Raw genomic sequence first — 17,005 nt, forward strand, 5'->3', positions numbered from 1 at the left:
TTTTCACCGGCATGGAGGAAGATGGAGCGGGTGCCGCAATATGAGAACTCCGGAAAAGAGCCGAGGGGGAACCGCGGTCCACTTCGGAGCATCCTTTCCTTCTCCGATGCCTTTTTGCGCGTAAGAGCCGCGGTACGTTGATTGACAGGGACGGCGGGGATGGTCTACTATATAGCCCGTATCTCTTGCCGGTCTTGCCATCTATGCAGGGTTCCTCCGCAAAAAAACCGCAAAGTTTTCACGTGTGACCCTTCGTGAACGGATGAGACATGGCTTGATACGACTTGGAGGAGTACGCACATTGTGGCCCCGGTTTAAGGTTCAGAAATTCAGTACCCGCCTCATGCTCATCACCCTTGCCTCCGGTCTCATACCTATCATTATCTTTGCGGTGCTGGCGCAGTTCTGCGGGACCCGGTTTCATCGTGAGATGAACGGGACTCTTGCCCGCCTCAACACGGAAGAATGGGTGCGCACCGAAAAAGTCCTGCGCACCATGGCGGAAGACTCCATCCGGGAGAGAACGGCCCACGCCGTTCTCCAGATCGACATGCATCTCAAGGCCCATCCTCAGCTGACCCTCAAAGACCTTGAAAAGAAGGAGGAATTCCGGCAGATGGCCACACAGCCGGTGGGCCGTACCGGAAACCTGTACCTCGTCGAAACCGAGACCGGCGTCATCCGCTTCCATAAAGACAGATCGATTGAGAATAAAGACCTCCGCACCCTTGCCGGGGAATTCCCCCTGGCATGGTCGATCTTAAAGCCCTTCGGGAAGGATCTCCCCCTGGGAGGTTATTACGATCGGGCCGGGCCCGGCGGCGAAATGGCCCAAAAATACCTGTGCTCTATACCTCTTGACAGGAGAACTGCGGACGGGACTGCCCTGAGTGTAGTTGCATCGGCCTATGTGAACGAATTCATCCACCCGATTGAGACAGTCCGCGACATTCAGGAAGATACGGAGTCCGCCCTGAGAATCACGATAAACGGGCTTTTACGCTCTTTTATGACTATGGCCATGGTAATTATGGCCATAGGGGTTCTTATCGCACTGGTCATCGCGCGCTGGTCGGGTCTCTATTTCTCCCGGACGATCGTGGCGCTCAGGACCGCGACGGAAGAGGTAAACCAGGGTAATTTCGCGGTAAAGGTGGAGTCATCCGTGTCAGGCGAGGTGGGGGACCTTGTCCGCAACTTCAATACCATGGTGACCACCCTTGCATCCACTACCGTATCGAAAGAGCTGCTTGAAGAGAGCGAATATAGGTTCAGGACCCTGGCGGAGACCACCTCATCGGGCATACTGATATTCCGGGACCTTCTCCTCGTCTATGCAAACCCGGCGGCACAGCGCATCACGGGGATCTCTTCGACGACGATGGCCTCCCTTAAATTTTGGGAGATCGCATATCCCGATTATCAACAGGCCCTGAGGGACGCGTGGAATCAGCAGCTTTCCGGGGGTCCCACGCCCCATGAAGGCATGGAGATACGTCTTCTTGACGGAGAGGAGGGAGAAAAATGGGCGGAAGCGTCCGTAGGCGCCATGGTGCTCGACGGGATTTCCGCCGGGATAATCACGATTTCGGACGTTACGGAAAGGAAACAGGCCAGGTCACGGCTCAGTGAATCGGAAGAACGTTACAGGGTGGCTATCGAAAATTCAGGAGACGCCGTCGCCATCCTGCAGGGCGACCTCCATGTCTACGTGAACCGCAGATACCTTGAGATCTATGGGTATGAGGGGTACGAGGAGATTATCGGCAAACCTTCTTCCATGGTTATCTCTTCGCAAGACAGGGACCGGGTCGGCACGCTCAACCGACAAAGACAGAATGGAGAGGCAGCGCCTTCGCGCTACGCATTCAAAGGCCTGAGAAAAGATGGCGAGCTCATCGACATTGAAGCCTCGGCAGTGGGCATCACTTATGGCGGCTTGCCTGCGTCCCTCGCATACCTGAGGGATATCACCGAGCGGACGAGGGCGGAAGAGGCCCTCCTGACGGAGCGCAGGAAATTCGAGCTGCTCATTGAAAGGGCCCCTTTCGGAATGGTGATCGCAGGCAAGGACGGCCGTTTTCAGTACGTCAATCCCCGATTCACCCAGCTCTTCGGCTACAGTCTCGTCGATATCCCCGATTCATCCGCCTGGGCGCAAAACGCGTTCCCTGATGATGGCTACCGTAAAAAAGCGGCCGGCCTTTGGATGAAGGTCATCGAATCAGGCGAAATGCCCCCGGAGACCCTCTCCGTCACGTGCAGGGACGGGAGCGTGAAGATGATCAATTTTCAGACCCTGGAGTTGGAGACGGGCGATGTCTTTACTACCTGTGAGGATATGACCGAAGTCGTGCACGCTCATATTGCCCTCAGAGAAAAGGAAGAGGAGTATCGAAATATCATAGAAACCTCTCTTGTGGGTATTTATGTGATACAGGACGGCGTTTTCAAGTTCGTGAACCATAAGTTCTCCGAAATGCACAATGTGGCGTGGGAGGAGGTGGTCGACAAGGCGGACCCCTTCTACAAGGTCCACCCCGAGGACAGGGAGATCGTAAGTTCCCAGCTTCAAAAGAGACTCACGGGAGAGATGGAGTCCGCGGAATACGAATTCAGAATAGTCCTCGATGGCGGAGAGATGAAGACCCTCAAGGTTCTGGGCGCCGTCTCCACCTACAAAGGCCGCCCCGCAATAGTAGGCACTGCCCTCGATATAAGCAAGGAAAAGATCCTGGAACGCCAGCTTCGGGAGTCCCAAAGACTCGAAACCGTGGGAAGGCTTGCGGGAGGCATTGCCCATGACTTCAATAACGTGCTCAACATCATCCTCGGAAACGCCCAGCTCGCCAAGGGCCATATCCCCGCGGAACACAAGGTCGCTCATTACTGTTCTTCCATTGAGAACGCGGTGTTCCGGGCGGCCGATTTCGTCAAACAACTCCTCGCCTTCAGCCGGCAGCAGCTTCTCGAGCTGAAGGTGGTCGACCTCAACGAAACCCTTGCCCGTTTTACCGGCATGGTGGGCAGGGTGATAGGGGAGAATATCGATATGCGGGTTATTACCGGCCCGTCGCTGCCTTCCGTGAAGGTGGATGTGGGTCAGATAGATCAGATACTGCTCAATCTCGTAATCAATGCCCGTGATTCCATGGCCGAAGGAGGAGAGATCGTCATCGAGACCGGCTCCCGGACCTTAAACTCCGATTATTGCCGGTTTCATCCGGAGAGCAGGCCGGGGGAATACGTGGTCCTCTCCATTACGGACACGGGTACAGGCATGGACCAGGAGACCCTGGGAAGGATATTCGAGCCTTTCTTTACGAAAAAAGGCGTGGGCACCGGGCTCGGCCTCTCGGTGGTATACGGCATCGTGAAGCAGCACAACGGATTTATCAACGTATATAGCGAGCCCGGCAAGGGGACCACTTTCAAAATCTATCTCCCCTCCGCCACGGAAGGGGTAAGACAGGAAGAGCCCTTGTCGCGGGCCGTGGGGAAAGGAGGGGGCGAGACCGTGCTCGTGGTCGAAGACGAGGACCCTCTCCGCAATATTGCCGCGGAAGTCCTGGAAAGCTTAGGGTATCGGGTCATCACCGCGGCAAACGGCGAGGAGGCGATCGATATCTTCCGGGAACGGCATGGTCAGATCGATCTCGCCCTCATAGACGTGGTAATGCCGAGAATAGGCGGTCGGGAAACGTATGAGGCGATGAAGAAGATCAAACCCGCCCTCCGCGCCCTCTTTATGACCGGGTATAGCTTAAACGGCATCCATACAAATTTTATCCTCGAACAGGGCATAGACGCGATACAAAAGCCTTATTCCTTCGAAGAGCTGGCGGACAAGATACGGGAGATACTGGACAGGTAGGCCACGCCCCCCCCCTCGCCCCTCCTTTTGTTCGACCAGGTGATCCAGCAGAACGCATCGGGAATGGAGCAGGTCCTCGACCTCCGAAGAGCTCGCCAGTCAGGCGGAACAGCTCCAGGAGACCGTCGCGTCCTCCCGGCCCGTACCAAATCTCCGGTCCAGTCATCCATTGCCGGCCCCCACAAAGCCGGCGGCGCGAATCCGAAAGGCGTCGCCCTCCTCAACCTGAGCCAGTGGAAAGACCCTCTGGATGATGAATTTGAGAGATTCTGACATAGAGTCACCATGGCGGTTTAAGAAAACCGCTCCGCTGACGACCATATAACTAGGAGTGATTAAGGCTTTAAGGAGGCAACTTATGAGCGTACCGGGTATCATCGAAACGAGACAGTACCTCACCTTCAACCTGGGTGATGAATCCTTTGCCCTCGATGTGGCGAATGTGAGGGAGATCCTCGAGTTTACCAGCGTCACCAAGGTGCCCCAGACACCCGAATTTATGAGGGGAGTGATAAACCTGAGGGGCAGCGTGGTGCCGGTAATGGATATGCGCGTGAAATTCAATCTCGCCGTGGGGGAAAAGACCGTCCACACCTGCATCATAGTGGTGGAAGTCACTATCGGCGAGGAGACGACCGTTCTCGGGGCCCTCGTCGATTCCGTACAGGAAGTGTTCGAGCTGGAGCCAGGCCAGATAGAGCCCGCCCCGAAAATAGGCACGGGACTCAAGACGGATTTTATCAAAGGCATGGGTAAGCGTGACGACCGGTTCATCATCATCCTCGACATCGACCGCCTTTTCTCCGAAGAGGAGCTGCTGATGACCGACGCTATAGGAGAAAAAACCGCCGAGGAGCGAAGCGAAGCGGTGAACCAGTAGAAGCGAGTGATGCGTTCATGTGTGTGAAGCGTATGATGCGTTGGGGCGTGTGAAGCGTGTACGCGTAATGCGTGTGTCACTTTTCAATAGCTGTAAAGCCTGCGACACGCAAGAACATTTATGCGTGATCGAGAATGAACTACAAAGGAGAAATTTCCCCGCGCGTGTAGCTCGCACCGCGACCGCGACCAACAGTGGGCGCTTTAAGCGGGGGAGGCTCAGTCGGCTTTTGCCGGCTGAGGGGGCGACACCAGTTAAAAGTGAGCATGCGATACGCGGTAACATTTACGTGTGGCGCAGAACGAACGAGAGGAGAATCTATCCCGCGCGTGTAGCTCGCACCGCGAGCGCGAGGGGGAGGCTCAGTCGGCTTTTGCCGGCTGAGGGGGCGACGTGAGCCCCTATTATAGTGCGAGTGAGTCCCTATAATAGCAGGACACAGTCCCTTTAAATGACCATGGAACGAGCTCGAACCGCCCCTCCGGGCACAGTCGTGATGACTTCTCGGGATTTTTCCCGTCTGGCCAGGTTTATCCATGGGGAGTGCGGCATCAAGGTTACGGATGCCAAGAAGCCGATGCTTGAGGCCCGGCTGCAGAAAAGGTTGAGAAAGCTGGGATTGAACTCTTTCTCCCGCTATTGTGACTACCTCTTCAGCCCCCGGGGCATGGAGGAAGAGCTCTCATTCATGATCAACGAAGTGAGCACGAATAAGACCGATTTTTTCCGGGAGCCGAACCATTTTCATATCCTCGTCGAATCGGTTTTGCCGTCACTTATGAGTACCAGGGGATCGGGCACTCGAAAGAGGCTTACCGTGTGGAGCGCAGGGTGCTCGAGCGGTGAGGAGCCTTATACCCTCGCCATGGTGCTCAAGGATTTCGCAGAGCGCCTTGAAGGATCCGGCTTCGCCTTCCTCATTCTCGCCACCGATATCTCGACGAGCGTCTTGAAGAAAGCGGAGGACGCGGTCTACAATGAGGAGCGGGTCGCTCCTATTCCGTATGAGATGAAAAGGAAGTACCTGCTGAGAAGCAGGGACAAATCGAAGCAGGAGTACCGCGTGGCGCCGGAGCTCCGTTCTCTCGTCAGGTTCCGGAGGCTCAACTTCATGGACAACAATTTTGGCTTTAGAGAGCAGGTCGATATAATTTTTTGCAGAAACGTCATTATCTATTTCGATAAACCGACTCAGGAAAAACTGCTTACCCAATTCTGCCGCATTCTCTCACCCGGGGGCTTTATCTTTATGGGCCATTCGGAGACCCTTTTCGGCATGGATGTACCTCTTGTGTCCGTGGCTCCCACAGTATATAAGAAAATATGAGGGTTGCCCCCAATCCCCTGTCCAAAATTTATCTGAAGCCGGGAGAGCTTGTCGTGGCAACCGAACCCACCATTGTCTCGACCGTATTGGGGTCCTGCATATCGGTCACCATGTACCACCCGCGCTTCAGGATAGGGGTCATGTGCCATGCCATGCTGCCGAAAGGAGAGGCTGCCTCCGGTCCGGCTGCCTTCCGCTATGCGGACCTCTCGATCCTGTACATGGTGGATTGGTTTACGACAAGGGGCATCAAACGGAACGAGATCGAGGTAAAGCTCTTCGGCGGCTCCGACGTCCTTACTTCTATAAGCGGAGACGGGGCGCCGGCCACGGTGGGCGCCCAGAATGTACGTGTAGCCCTCGAGACGATAAAAAAGGAAAAACTGATGCTTTTGGCCGAGGACGTACGAGGTGAAGCGGGCAGAAAGATACTCTTCGATACCCATACAGGGCATATCCTCCTGAAACGCATCAGAAAAACGGAGTTAAACGGAGTATTCAATGAAGAAGATCAAAGTCCTTATAGTAGATGATTCGGCGGTAGTCCGGCAGGCGCTTGAGGAAGTCCTCTCATCCGATCCTGCCATCGAAGTAATGGCCACCGCCCGGGACCCCTTTATCGCAGCGGAGAGGATCAGGGAAGAAGTGCCGGACGTGATAACCCTCGACATCGAGATGCCCCGTATGGACGGCATAACTTTTCTCCAGAAACTTATGAGTCAGCACCCTATCCCCGTGGTCATCTGCTCGAGCCTCACCGGCTCCCGCTCCGAAACCGCTCTTAAAGCTCTTGAATACGGGGCGGCGGACATCATAGAGAAACCGAGGCTTGGGGTCAAGCAGTTTCTCGAGGAGTCGAAGGTCTTCATCTGCGATGCGGTAAAGGCCGCGCGCCTTGCCCATGTGAAGAAGGTCGCACCCAGGACGCTCCACGTCGCGCCCAAGCTTACGGCGGATGCGGTGATAGAAAAGCCTTCTTCAAAGGCCATGATCCAGACTACGGACAAGGTTGTAGTGGTGGGCGCTTCCACGGGAGGCACCGAGGCCCTCAAGTCCTTTCTCGAAGCCCTGCCTCTCGATGCGCCCGGGATGGTCATCGTCCAGCATATGCCCGAAACCTTTACCGCCGCCTTCGCACGCAGGCTCGACAGCAGTTGCCGCATCACGGTAAAGGAAGCGGAAAACGACGATACGGTGGTAAGAGGGCGGGCGCTCATCGCACCGGGCAACCGGCATACCCTTCTCAAAAGGAGCGGGGCACGCTATTACGTGGAGGTCAGAGAAGGCCCCCTCGTATGCCGCCACAGGCCCTCCGTTGACGTACTTTTCCGCTCGGCCGCCCGCTATGCGGGGAAAAATGCGGTGGGCGTCATCATGACGGGTATGGGTGACGACGGCGCAAGGGGTATGCGCGAGCTGAAGGATGCAGGCTCCTTCAATATCGCCCAGGACGAAGACTCATGTGTGGTCTTCGGTATGCCGAAGGAAGCGATAAAATTTGGCGGCGTCGACCGCACCCTTCCCCTGGAGGCCATAGCGAGGGAAGTGGTAAAGCTCTGCTGCTGAAGGGAAGGGATAGCGCCGGGGCGCACCGCGTCCGTCGCACCTTCACCTTTATTGTCTCCCTGGGTCCCTCCTTCGGAAGGGAGCCTTCTTTTTGGTCGGCAAAAGGTATGAAAAAGTGTATAATGGATGAACTGAAATCCAATGGCGCAAGGTATGACTTCTTATGAGTGACAGCGCGACTGAAAGCGCGGCAAAGGGCAAGATAATAATCGTTGAGGATGAGGAGAGCATCCTCAACATGCTCACCGAATTCCTCGTTGCCAATGGCTACACGGTAGACCCCTTCCTTGAAAGCAGAAAGGCCCTGCCCGCCCTCAAAAACAATCATTACCAGGTCCTCATCACGGACCTGATGATGCCCCGGATAGACGGCCTTCAACTCATAAATTTCGTGCAGAAGGAATTCCTCGATACCCTCGGCATCGTCATCACGGGATACGGAAGCCTCGAGACCGCGATCACCGCCATGAGGTGCGGCGCCTTCGATTATCTCCTCAAGCCCTTTAAATTCGAGGAGGTCCTCGCCTCCGTCGATTCCGCCATGTACTATTACAGGCTGATGAAGAGCGAGAATATCCCGAAAGGCCTCACCCTGAAGGCGAACCTCCTGAGAAAGTTTTCGGAAAGCAAGCTTATCCGGGAAAATACGATGCTCCGAAACTGCCTCAAGGATAAATACAGGTTCGAGAACATCATAGGCATCAGCTTCCCCATCCAGAAGGTTTTCGAGCTCATAGAGAAAGTCGCGGATACGAACGCCACGGTACTGGTGACCGGCGAAAGCGGCGTGGGCAAAGAGCTCGTTGCCCGGGCAATTCATTACAATTCATCCAAGAAAGATAATCCCCTGGTAGTGGTCAATTGCGGGGCCATCCCCGAAAGCCTTCTCGAGAGCGAGCTTTTCGGTTATGAAAAAGGCGCATTCACCGGGGCCGTGAGCACGAGGTTCGGACGCTTCGAGCTGGCCAACGGCGGCTCCATTTTTCTCGACGAGATCGGCGACATGAGCTTTAACCTCCAGGTCAAGCTCCTCCGGGTGCTCCAGGAGAAGACCTTCGAAAGGATCGGCGGCTCGAAGAGCATCAAAGTCGACCTGAGGATCATCGCGGCGACAAACCGAAAGCTTGAAGATCTCGTGGCGGAGGGGAAGTTCAGGGAAGACCTTTATTACCGGCTCAATGTGGTTCCCATCCATATTCCGCCGCTCAGAGAACGAATGCAGGATGTCCCGCTCCTCTTCAGCTATTTCCTCGAGCGGTCCAACCAGATCAATAACGCGTCAATAGAAGGATTCAGCGAAGAAGCGATGAGCGTCCTCATGGAGTACGGTTATCCAGGAAACGTGAGAGAGCTTCAAAACCTGGTGGAGAGGCTGGTAGTCCTGAAGAAAACCGGCTATATCGATATCGACGATCTCCCTGAGAAGTTCTACTCATGCAAGAAGGAAGTCCCCCCGCAGCTCGCAATAGAGAAGGGATATGACTCCCTGGTCTCCGAGTTCGAGAAGACCCTCATCCTCCAGGCCCTCAACGAGACCAAAGGCGTAAAAAGCAGGGCAGCCCAGATGCTGAGCATGAACAGGACCACCCTGATCGAGAAGATGAAGAGGCTCGGCCTCGACTAGCTCAATCCGTCAAAAGCGTACTCTCAAAAGCGTAAATCAAAGACATAAAGTCGTGTAAGTCGTGGGGCCACCGCAATTTGGCAGGCGGCCCATATGCGCCGCCATGGTCCGCTCCAGCCCTCCTGCGTATGCATCTTCTTAATGCGGTAGCCGCAAAAGGCTCTCAGCGTAAAAGCGTGGGGTATAGTCCGTATACCCTCTTCTCCCGAGATAGGACGCGTCTCACTCCTTAAACCTGCTACTCAATCGGGACAACCCGAAACAGTGGCAGGTGCGATTCGACCGCAGCTACCAATGCCGCTGAGAATCGGTTTGCAAAATCCCGGATGAGTGCAAATAATTAATTAATTGATTACGGTGATCTATGGGGACGTGGCATGACTACGATCTGATCGTTATCGGCGCCGGTATCGGCGGCTTCGTTTCTGCGGTGACGGCAAACAGCCTCGGGAAGCATGTGGCGGTGGTCGAGAAGCGAAGGACCGGCGGTAACTGCACCAACTTCACGTGCATACCCAGCAAAGCCCTCATCCGCTTGAGCCACTTGAGCCGGGAAACGGCCTCTCTCGATCGCCTCGGACTTCGGGTGAAGTGCCCGGGTGGTATCGACACCGAAGGAGTCATGGCACGAATCCGGTCCGTCGTTCAGAAGGCGTACGAGAAAGACCTCCCGGATACGTTTGAGCGGATAGGCATCCATATGCTCTCGGGGACGGCAGCGTTTGCCGACAACCATCACATCGAAGTGGACGGACGGGTCCTTTCTGCAGAAAAGTTCATTATCGCCGTTGGCACCCGTCCCCTGGTTCCTCCCATCGACGGTCTCGCGGGCATCGATTATCTGACGAACGAGACCCTCTATGAGCTTGACTCCCTGCCCGGCTCGCTCGTGATCCTCGGCGGCGGTGTCGATGGGATCGAGTACGCGTCGGCCTTCGGACGGCTCGGTGTAACGACTACCGTAGTGGAAATGGCGACCCGTCTTATACCCACGGCAGACAGGGAGATAACGACCCATCTGCTGCGCGCGTTGCGAGCTGACGGGATCAACCTGATTACCGGCGCGAAAGCGAAGAGTCTTTCAAGGGAAGAGGACGGCGTGGCGCTCATGTACGAGGACGAAAGGGGGCAACCAGGAAAGGTCCTGGCAGACCGGGTGCTCGTGGCGATCGGAAGAAAACCCGACCTGGAGGGATTGTCTCTTGAGAAGGCGGGGGTGAAATATACCGCCAGAGGGATCATCGCGGATGACAAGCTCCGGACTTCCGCTCCGAACATATATGGCTGCGGCGACATTGTCGGTCCCTTTCAACTGGCGTCCACGGCGGAGTACCATGGTATGATCGCCGCGACGAATGCGATGCTTCCTATTAAGCGGCGCGTCGATTACCACAACAACGTGTATGTCATATTCACGGACCCTCCGCTGGCATACCTTGGCCTTACGGAAGAGGAAGCCCACGCAAAATACGGACATGAGCTACAGGTATACAGGTTCGACTACACGAATATGCGCCGCGCCCTGGTAGACGGGGAAGAGGTAGGAATGGCCAAGTTCCTTTGCGATGGCCGGGGACGGCTCGTGGGCGCCCACATCCTCGGTGAAGCCGCGAGCGAGGTCATCCACGAGGCACAGGTGATTAAGGCCATGCATCGACCCTTACACAAGCTGCATAACGTGACCCATGCGTACCCGACTTATGCTCAAGCCCTTGTGGGCCGGGCGAGTCAACTGGCCTACCTTGACAGGATGGCGGGCAACGTCTTTGTAAGGACGGTCCTCCGGCTGCTGCCCGGGTATGCCAACCGGTTGAATCTTGCGAGGGACCGATTGGCCGAGACGCCTCCCATGCCGTCGGACGGGAAACCGGCGACGTCCCATCCTGTTATCGGTATCAAAACTGTTGCGGATGGCAAGGTATGGGTCGTATCTTTGCCGGTTGAGCTATTGGATCATGGGGAAGAATCCTTACTCGCGTCCCTGGGCAAGGATTCGAAGGGGCCCGAATCGATCGCGCTGGACTGGTCTCAGGTCCGGCGAATGAACGGGTTGGGGGCCGGCATGCTCGTGAAGGTCATTGCCCGTGCCAGGCGGAAGGGGCAGCGCCTGGTCGCGTTCGGGTTGGCAGAAGGCCTTAAGGATGTCCTCGAGGTGACGGAACTGGATCAGGCCATCGAGGTCTTTCCAAGCGAGTTCGGTGCCCTTTCGGCCCTCGGTGTTGATTTCCAGGGAACTCCGCCTGAGGAGCCGTTTCACGCGGGCATCACGGTGGACACGCACTACTGGGCAAAACCCACGGACTCGCTGATCGTTCCCTTAGCGCTGAAAAAGGCGCGGAACCTCAACGTAAATGGTCGCCGCCCTGTGGGTCCGGTCAATGGTTTCGGCCAATTGTGGCAAAAAACCTATTGGCTCCATGTGAGCGATCCCGAGATCACCCCTGAGTACGCTATCGCATGCCTCAAGCACAACTTTCCCGGCTTCCAGCCGTCATACAACCATTTTTTTCCGTCCCCGGCGGGTATCGTGGCAGGCGAGATCGTCCTCCTTCACTCATCTACGCCGGGAGGACCGCTTTCCACGGGAGTAATGGTGCTCTATGCCGACGACAGGTCGTTCACGTTCTGCTGCCCGAAGGGACATCCGGAATCCGGGTTTGTGTCGTTCAGCGCCTTCGAGGCGGAGGGGAAGACCATAGTGCAAATAATGGGCCTGGCGCGCGCCAGTGACCCGATCTATGAAATTGCGTTTCACCTTGTCGGGTCGAAAATCCAGGCGAGGATATGGGCCCACGTGCTCGCGTCACTGGCCGCCTATCTTGGAGTACCGGCCTCGATCGCTTCCGAGACCATTTGCGTGGATCACTCGAGACAATGGCGGCAGTTCGGGAACGTCTGGTACAACGCCCAGGTCAGGACGTTGGCGCACGAGCCTGTGCGGTGGCTCGGAGCTTTAGTGGGAGGTGTCCGTGAAGCGCAGGTCCGTTCAGTCTGACCGTGAATACGATGCCGTTGTGGTCGGCTCCGGGCCCAATGGTCTCGCCGCGGCGGTGACCATCGCGCAGGCAGGGCGGTCCGTATTGCTTATCGAAGCCAAAGAGACCATCGGCGGCGGGACGCGCACTCAGGAGCTCACCCTTCCCGGGTTCCACCACGACGTCTGCGCGGCAATACATCCTCTGGCGCTCGCCTCCCCGTTCTTCCGTTTCCTGGATCTTTCCTCTCGTGGCCTCGAGTGGATTCAGCCGCCCATCCCCCTCGCCCACCCGCTGGATGACGATCACGCCGTATTATTGGAGCGTTCATTGGACAAGACGGCGGAAGGCCTCGGCCCTGATGCCGGCCCCTATCGCCAACTCTTTGGCCCCATGGTCGGAAAGTGGGACGAACTTGTGGCCGATCTGTTAAGACCGCTTGGTCCTCCGCGCCATCCCCTCTCACTCATGCATTTTGCGCCCCGCGCCGTGCGGTCTGCAACGGCCCTCGGCGAAAGATGGTTTAAGGGCGTGAGGGCCCGAGCCCTCTTTGCGGGGAACGCGGCTCATTCGGTTCTGCCCTTGCAACATCTGTCGAGCGCCGCCTTCGGGCTTATGCTCGGCATATTGGGCCATGCAGTCGGGTGGCCGATCGCGAAGGGAGGCTCAAGGGCTATCGCAGATGCTCTCGCTTCCTGCTTCACCTCTCTTGGCGGCGTAATCAGAACCGGGATGCCCGTTTCATCTCTCGATGATCTGCCAAAGGCAGGCGCTCTACTGTTCGACATTGCCCCTGAGCGCCTTGCCGGCATCGCCGGGGAGCGTTTCCCTGTCGGCTATCGCGACCGTCTGAAGTCGCAGCGCCATGGGCCCGGGGTCTTCAAGGTGGACTGGGCCCTCAAGGGACCCATACCATGGAGGGACCCGAATTGCGCGCGGGCAGGCACGCTTCACGTGGGAGGCGGCCCGAAGGAGATCGCGCAGGCAGAGCAGGATGTCTGGCGAGGAGTGCCTGCCGGGAAACCATTCGTCCTTCTGACGCAGCCCAGTCTCTTCGATCCGGGCCGGGCGCCTGCCGGCACGCATACCGCCTGGGCGTACTGTCACGTTCCCAATGGGTGCAAGGTCGATATGACGGAACGGATTGAGGCCCAGATAGAACGATTCGCCCCGGGTTTTCATGATATGATTATAGCGAAGCACATCATGTCGCCGGCCGATATGGAGGAGTATAATCCGAACTATATCGGGGGAGAAATAGTCGGGGGCGTGCAGGATTTTTGGCAGCTTTTTGTGCGGCCCTTCGGGAGATGGAGGGCCTATTCAACGCCGGCCGAAGGCATCTACATCTGTTCGGCCTCGATGCCTCCGGGCGCCGGTGTCCACGGGATGTGCGGCTACCTCGCCGCAATAAGGGCGCTCGGTGATGTCCTTGGCTTCAGTCCCGGCCGGCCTCATTAAGGGGATAGTCATGGAAAAAATCAAGATAGGGATCAGCACGTGTCTTTTGGGAGAGAAGGTCCGCTATGACGGGGGCCACAAGCTTGACAGGTACATTACGGAAACGCTCGGTCAGTACTTCGATTACGTTCCCGTCTGTCCGGAAGTCGAATACGGCCTTCCTATCCCAAGGGAGGCCCTGCGCCTTGTGGGAGATCCGGTCTCACCCCGCCTCGTTACGGTCCGTACCCGTGTAGATCATACCAATGGTATGCTCGGTTGGGCAGAGCGGAAGTTGGGTGAATTGGAGGGCGAAGAACTTTGCGGCTTCATCTTCAAAAGTCGGTCCCCCAGCTCCGGCCTGAAGGGGGTAAAGGTGTATACGGACTCAGGGATGCCGAGCCACAGTGGGGCAGGTATCTTTGCCGCCGCATTTACCCGGCGGAATCCCCTGATCCCCGTCACGGACGATGGCAGGCTCCACGATCCATCCCTGAGGGAAACGTTCATCGATGCGGTATTTGTGTACGCGCGCTGGCAGGACTTGCGTAAGAAAGGTGGAAAGATCAAAGACCTGATCGATTTTCATACAGACATGAAGCTCCTCATCCTGGCCCACAGCCCCAAGCACTACGGCATGCTGGGGCGACTGGTCGCCGGGGCAGGCGAGTACGAGCCCGAGGAACTCCGGATGTCGTACGTCAATCTTCTTATGGAATCGCTCCGCCTCGAGGCTACCCCCCGAAAGAATACCAATGTGCTCCTCCATGGAATGGGCTATTTCAAGAAGCAGCTTACTTCCGATGAAAAGGCGGAACTGCTTGAGATCATCGGGGCCTATCACGATGGGTATGTCCCCCTCATCGTGCCGATCACTCTCATGAACCACTACGCCCGCAAATACGGGGAGCTCTACTTAAAACGGCAGTACTACTTCAATCCCTACCCTGTCGAGCTCATGTTAAGAAACCATGCGTAGCTGCCACAAGGCTTCGGGCATCCTTATAACTTGAACGAATGCTACTTCTTCTTTGCCGGGAGGATCGCGCGGAAGACGCTGCAGATAATCGCGACGCTATTGGTCCTGATTGACATATATCAGTTTGCCGGTGTCAAAGCCCAATGCGGTTGCTTTTGCGATGACCGCCTCCTTTATGCTTTCCTTTATTTGCGGACTTCTGGCCAGAAGCCATAAGTATGATTTGTCGGGGCCGCATACAAGTGAATACTGATAGTTTTCATGGTCAAGTTCAAATACGACATATGCGCCGTAAAAGGGGCCAAAGAAAGAAACCTTCAGGTAACCTTGATCTGGTCCTCCGACAAAATAGGCCTTGCCTTCTGCCTCCTTCCACTTGTTTTGTTTTACGGAATACCCGCGATTTATCACTCTCACCCCGCCATCGTTCCGAAGGCTGTAATCTGCAGTTACCCGAGTTAAACCTCTCTCGAAAGAGTGGTCCAGTCGCGCAATCTCGTACCACTTTCCAAGATATCTTTCCAAGTTGAAATTATCAACCGGTCTTACATTCGCGGGTATTCCAACGCACCCCGGGAATAATAAAGCCGCCAGGAAAATAAACAATTTTTTCATTTCTGTTTTGTCCTTAAAAGCTAAGGAAAATATAATACAATCATTAGCGTTGTCCACTTCCGTCGCGTTTGATCCTCGTCAGATAAGGCCTCTTGCCCTCACAACTCTTGAGGATACACGATAGGACATGGAAAGAGAGAAGTGGGTATTGAAAAATCCGTTACATGAGTTATAATGGGTGCAAATCGAAGTGTAACATCAAAGCCTTCATAGAGCAGATACAGGCTTTATAATAGGCAATATGAAAGGAACCGCCAAAGATATGAGGGCGAGAAAAGAACAGATACCCGTCACTACCAGTAAGGGGACCGCAGCAATACCGGAGCGGCTCAAGGCGTTCGATGCAAAGGAGTATTTCGGGGTCCTCGCTACCGACGACGGGGGTCAACCCTACACGTCACTTATCTCCTATGCCCTCTCGCCGGACCTGAAAAGGGTTATTTTCGCAACCCCAAAGGGTACGCGCAAATATAGCAATATTTTACATTCAGCCCAAGTCGCCATCCTCATCGACAACCGCTCCAAAGGCAAGAACAGGGTGCTGGAGACGGAAGCAATGACCATTCTGGGAGCCGCAAAGCGAATCAGGAAAGGTAAGACATGGGAGGAATTTGCAGGGATACTCATGAGGAAACATCCCGACCTCGAGGGATTTCTGAATGCCCCCACGACTGCCCTTATCGCGGTAGAGATCATCCGGTGCATCCATGTGGGTAGTTTTCAGACCCTCTCAGTGTGGGACTGCCAATAAATCGGGACTTCAATCGCAATCTGTATCTGATCAGCTTTAACTCGCATTGCGGTCTGTACATACTTCCACGGCCGGACGATCCCGCGAAAAAGTTGATTACGCAAGAAGTATGATTCCTCTTTATAAATGGTAAGAGATAGAAAACGCGGAGAAGCTCTCTTGCAGTGGACCAGAGGGACATAATTATATAGTTGAATCCGTGGATCTGCCGGGCTAGTTATTTCGTGATCACTGAGAAATAACTCTCTTTCGACGATTGCGAAATTTTTATTTAAGTTTTTAAGAGCGTCCCTGCAGGTGTTCCCTTGCCCTCACCATCATGCTGGAGGTGGGCCACATCGACCGATTCTCCGAGGTCGGTCATTACGCCTCCTATCGCAGGTGCGTCGAGAGCATACGACGATCCAATGAAAAGAAGACGGGAGAGGGAAACAGGAAGAATGGGAATAAGTATCTCTCCTGGGCCTATGTAGAGGCGGCCAATTTTGCGAAGAGGTCCTATCCTGCCATCACACGGTACTATACGAAAAAGGCCGCCACGACAAATAACAATGTCGCAATCAAGGCGGTAAGCCATAAGCTCGCGCGGGCATCATATTACGTATTACGGGACCAGGCGGTCTTCGATGAGAAAAAGCTTTTCGGGTGAGAGATAGGGGAAGGAAACTATTGTATGGGGTTGGCTCATAACCAGGAGATTTGATTAGGCTCCTTCCCCGCCATCCGATGCCGTATCTGCCCTTGCCGCGAGCCTTCTTAAGGGGTGGCTTATAACCACGAGATTTGATCCTACTGGACACGGCAGGGAACCGACGATTTTCTGGGTCTCTTACGACAGGGGTTCTCTTAAAGAACCTTGATCCTGATGGGTGACTGGTGAGATCGGCATGAACCGGTCGAAACCGAGCGAACGAAGACGCGGGCGCAGAGAGGAAAAGGATGGCAAGAAACCTATCGTTTTGTGGTATTACACT

At 55.5% G+C, this 17,005-nt stretch carries 13 protein-coding genes; 12 read left to right on the forward strand and 1 reads right to left on the reverse strand.

The window, feature by feature from the left end:
* The first annotated feature begins 301 nt into the window (after positions 1-301).
* The 10 genes from VGJ94_11510 (at position 302) to VGJ94_11555 (ending at position 14,665) form a co-directional block, all read left to right on the forward strand.
* Positions 302-3,874, forward strand: a complete 3,573-nt coding sequence (locus tag VGJ94_11510) for a PAS domain S-box protein (protein HEY3277240.1) — start codon at positions 302-304, stop codon at positions 3,872-3,874.
* Positions 3,875-3,913: 39 nt separating this feature from the next.
* A complete protein-coding gene (locus tag VGJ94_11515) occupies positions 3,914-4,147 on the forward strand; it encodes a hypothetical protein (GenBank protein ID HEY3277241.1) in 234 nt (77 codons plus the stop codon).
* A gap of 85 nt (positions 4,148-4,232) precedes the next feature.
* A complete protein-coding gene (locus VGJ94_11520) occupies positions 4,233-4,754 on the forward strand; it encodes a chemotaxis protein CheW (protein HEY3277242.1) in 522 nt (173 codons plus the stop codon).
* A 496-nt stretch (positions 4,755-5,250) separates the two neighbouring features.
* Positions 5,251-6,081, forward strand: a complete 831-nt coding sequence (locus VGJ94_11525; protein HEY3277243.1) for a protein-glutamate O-methyltransferase — start codon at positions 5,251-5,253, stop codon at positions 6,079-6,081.
* Positions 6,078-6,614 carry a chemotaxis protein CheD gene (locus tag VGJ94_11530; protein ID HEY3277244.1) on the forward strand — a complete coding sequence of 179 codons (537 nt, stop codon included), beginning with the start codon at positions 6,078-6,080 and terminating at the stop codon, positions 6,612-6,614. Before VGJ94_11525 ends, VGJ94_11530 begins: the two co-directional genes overlap by 4 nt.
* On the forward strand, positions 6,583-7,647 hold the full coding sequence (locus tag VGJ94_11535) for a chemotaxis response regulator protein-glutamate methylesterase (protein HEY3277245.1): 1,065 nt from the start codon (positions 6,583-6,585) through the stop codon (positions 7,645-7,647). Before VGJ94_11530 ends, VGJ94_11535 begins: the two co-directional genes overlap by 32 nt.
* A 163-nt stretch (positions 7,648-7,810) precedes the next feature.
* Complete coding sequence (locus VGJ94_11540) at positions 7,811-9,271, forward strand: sigma-54 dependent transcriptional regulator (protein ID HEY3277246.1); 1,461 nt, start codon at positions 7,811-7,813, stop codon at positions 9,269-9,271.
* A gap of 364 nt (positions 9,272-9,635) precedes the next feature.
* On the forward strand, positions 9,636-12,266 hold the full coding sequence (locus VGJ94_11545; GenBank protein ID HEY3277247.1) for an FAD-dependent oxidoreductase: 2,631 nt from the start codon (positions 9,636-9,638) through the stop codon (positions 12,264-12,266).
* Positions 12,241-13,707 carry an NAD(P)/FAD-dependent oxidoreductase gene (locus tag VGJ94_11550; protein HEY3277248.1) on the forward strand — a complete coding sequence of 489 codons (1,467 nt, stop codon included), beginning with the start codon at positions 12,241-12,243 and terminating at the stop codon, positions 13,705-13,707. The genes VGJ94_11545 and VGJ94_11550 overlap by 26 nt, the downstream gene beginning before the upstream one ends.
* A gap of 10 nt (positions 13,708-13,717) precedes the next feature.
* Entirely contained in the window at positions 13,718-14,665 is a 948-nt protein-coding gene (locus VGJ94_11555; GenBank protein HEY3277249.1) for a DUF523 and DUF1722 domain-containing protein, read from the forward strand.
* 96 nt (positions 14,666-14,761) lie between these two features.
* Here VGJ94_11555 and VGJ94_11560 read toward each other — a convergent pair whose 3' ends face one another.
* Entirely contained in the window at positions 14,762-15,280 is a 519-nt protein-coding gene (locus VGJ94_11560) for a lipocalin family protein (protein ID HEY3277250.1), read from the reverse strand.
* Positions 15,281-15,521: 241 nt separating this feature from the next.
* Between VGJ94_11560 and VGJ94_11565 the strand changes: the two genes are divergently transcribed.
* Both VGJ94_11565 and VGJ94_11570 read left to right on the forward strand, forming a co-directional pair.
* Positions 15,522-16,031, forward strand: a complete 510-nt coding sequence (locus tag VGJ94_11565) for a pyridoxamine 5'-phosphate oxidase family protein (GenBank protein HEY3277251.1) — start codon at positions 15,522-15,524, stop codon at positions 16,029-16,031.
* Between the two features lie 316 nt (positions 16,032-16,347).
* Complete coding sequence (locus VGJ94_11570; GenBank protein ID HEY3277252.1) at positions 16,348-16,680, forward strand: transposase; 333 nt, start codon at positions 16,348-16,350, stop codon at positions 16,678-16,680.
* Positions 16,681-17,005: the final 325 nt, after the last annotated feature.

The organism is Syntrophorhabdaceae bacterium, from assembly GCA_036504895.1.
GTDB lineage: Bacteria > Desulfobacterota > Syntrophorhabdia > Syntrophorhabdales > Syntrophorhabdaceae > PNOM01.

Bases quoted from the DNA above. Each gene is read 5' to 3' on its own strand.
- VGJ94_11520 (HEY3277242.1), top strand. From the start codon at position 4,233: ATGAGCGTACCGGGTATCATCGAAACGAGACAGTACCTCACCTTCAAC.
- VGJ94_11525 (HEY3277243.1), top strand. From the start codon at position 5,251: ATGACTTCTCGGGATTTTTCCCGTCTGGCCAGGTTTATCCATGGGGAG.
- VGJ94_11530 (HEY3277244.1), top strand. From the start codon at position 6,078: ATGAGGGTTGCCCCCAATCCCCTGTCCAAAATTTATCTGAAGCCGGGA.
- VGJ94_11535 (HEY3277245.1), top strand. From the start codon at position 6,583: ATGAAGAAGATCAAAGTCCTTATAGTAGATGATTCGGCGGTAGTCCGG.
- VGJ94_11540 (HEY3277246.1), top strand. From the start codon at position 7,811: ATGAGTGACAGCGCGACTGAAAGCGCGGCAAAGGGCAAGATAATAATC.
- VGJ94_11545 (HEY3277247.1), top strand. From the start codon at position 9,636: ATGGGGACGTGGCATGACTACGATCTGATCGTTATCGGCGCCGGTATC.
- VGJ94_11555 (HEY3277249.1), top strand. From the start codon at position 13,718: ATGGAAAAAATCAAGATAGGGATCAGCACGTGTCTTTTGGGAGAGAAG.
- VGJ94_11560 (HEY3277250.1), bottom strand. From the start codon at position 15,280: ATGAAAAAATTGTTTATTTTCCTGGCGGCTTTATTATTCCCGGGGTGC.
- VGJ94_11565 (HEY3277251.1), top strand. From the start codon at position 15,522: ATGAAAGGAACCGCCAAAGATATGAGGGCGAGAAAAGAACAGATACCC.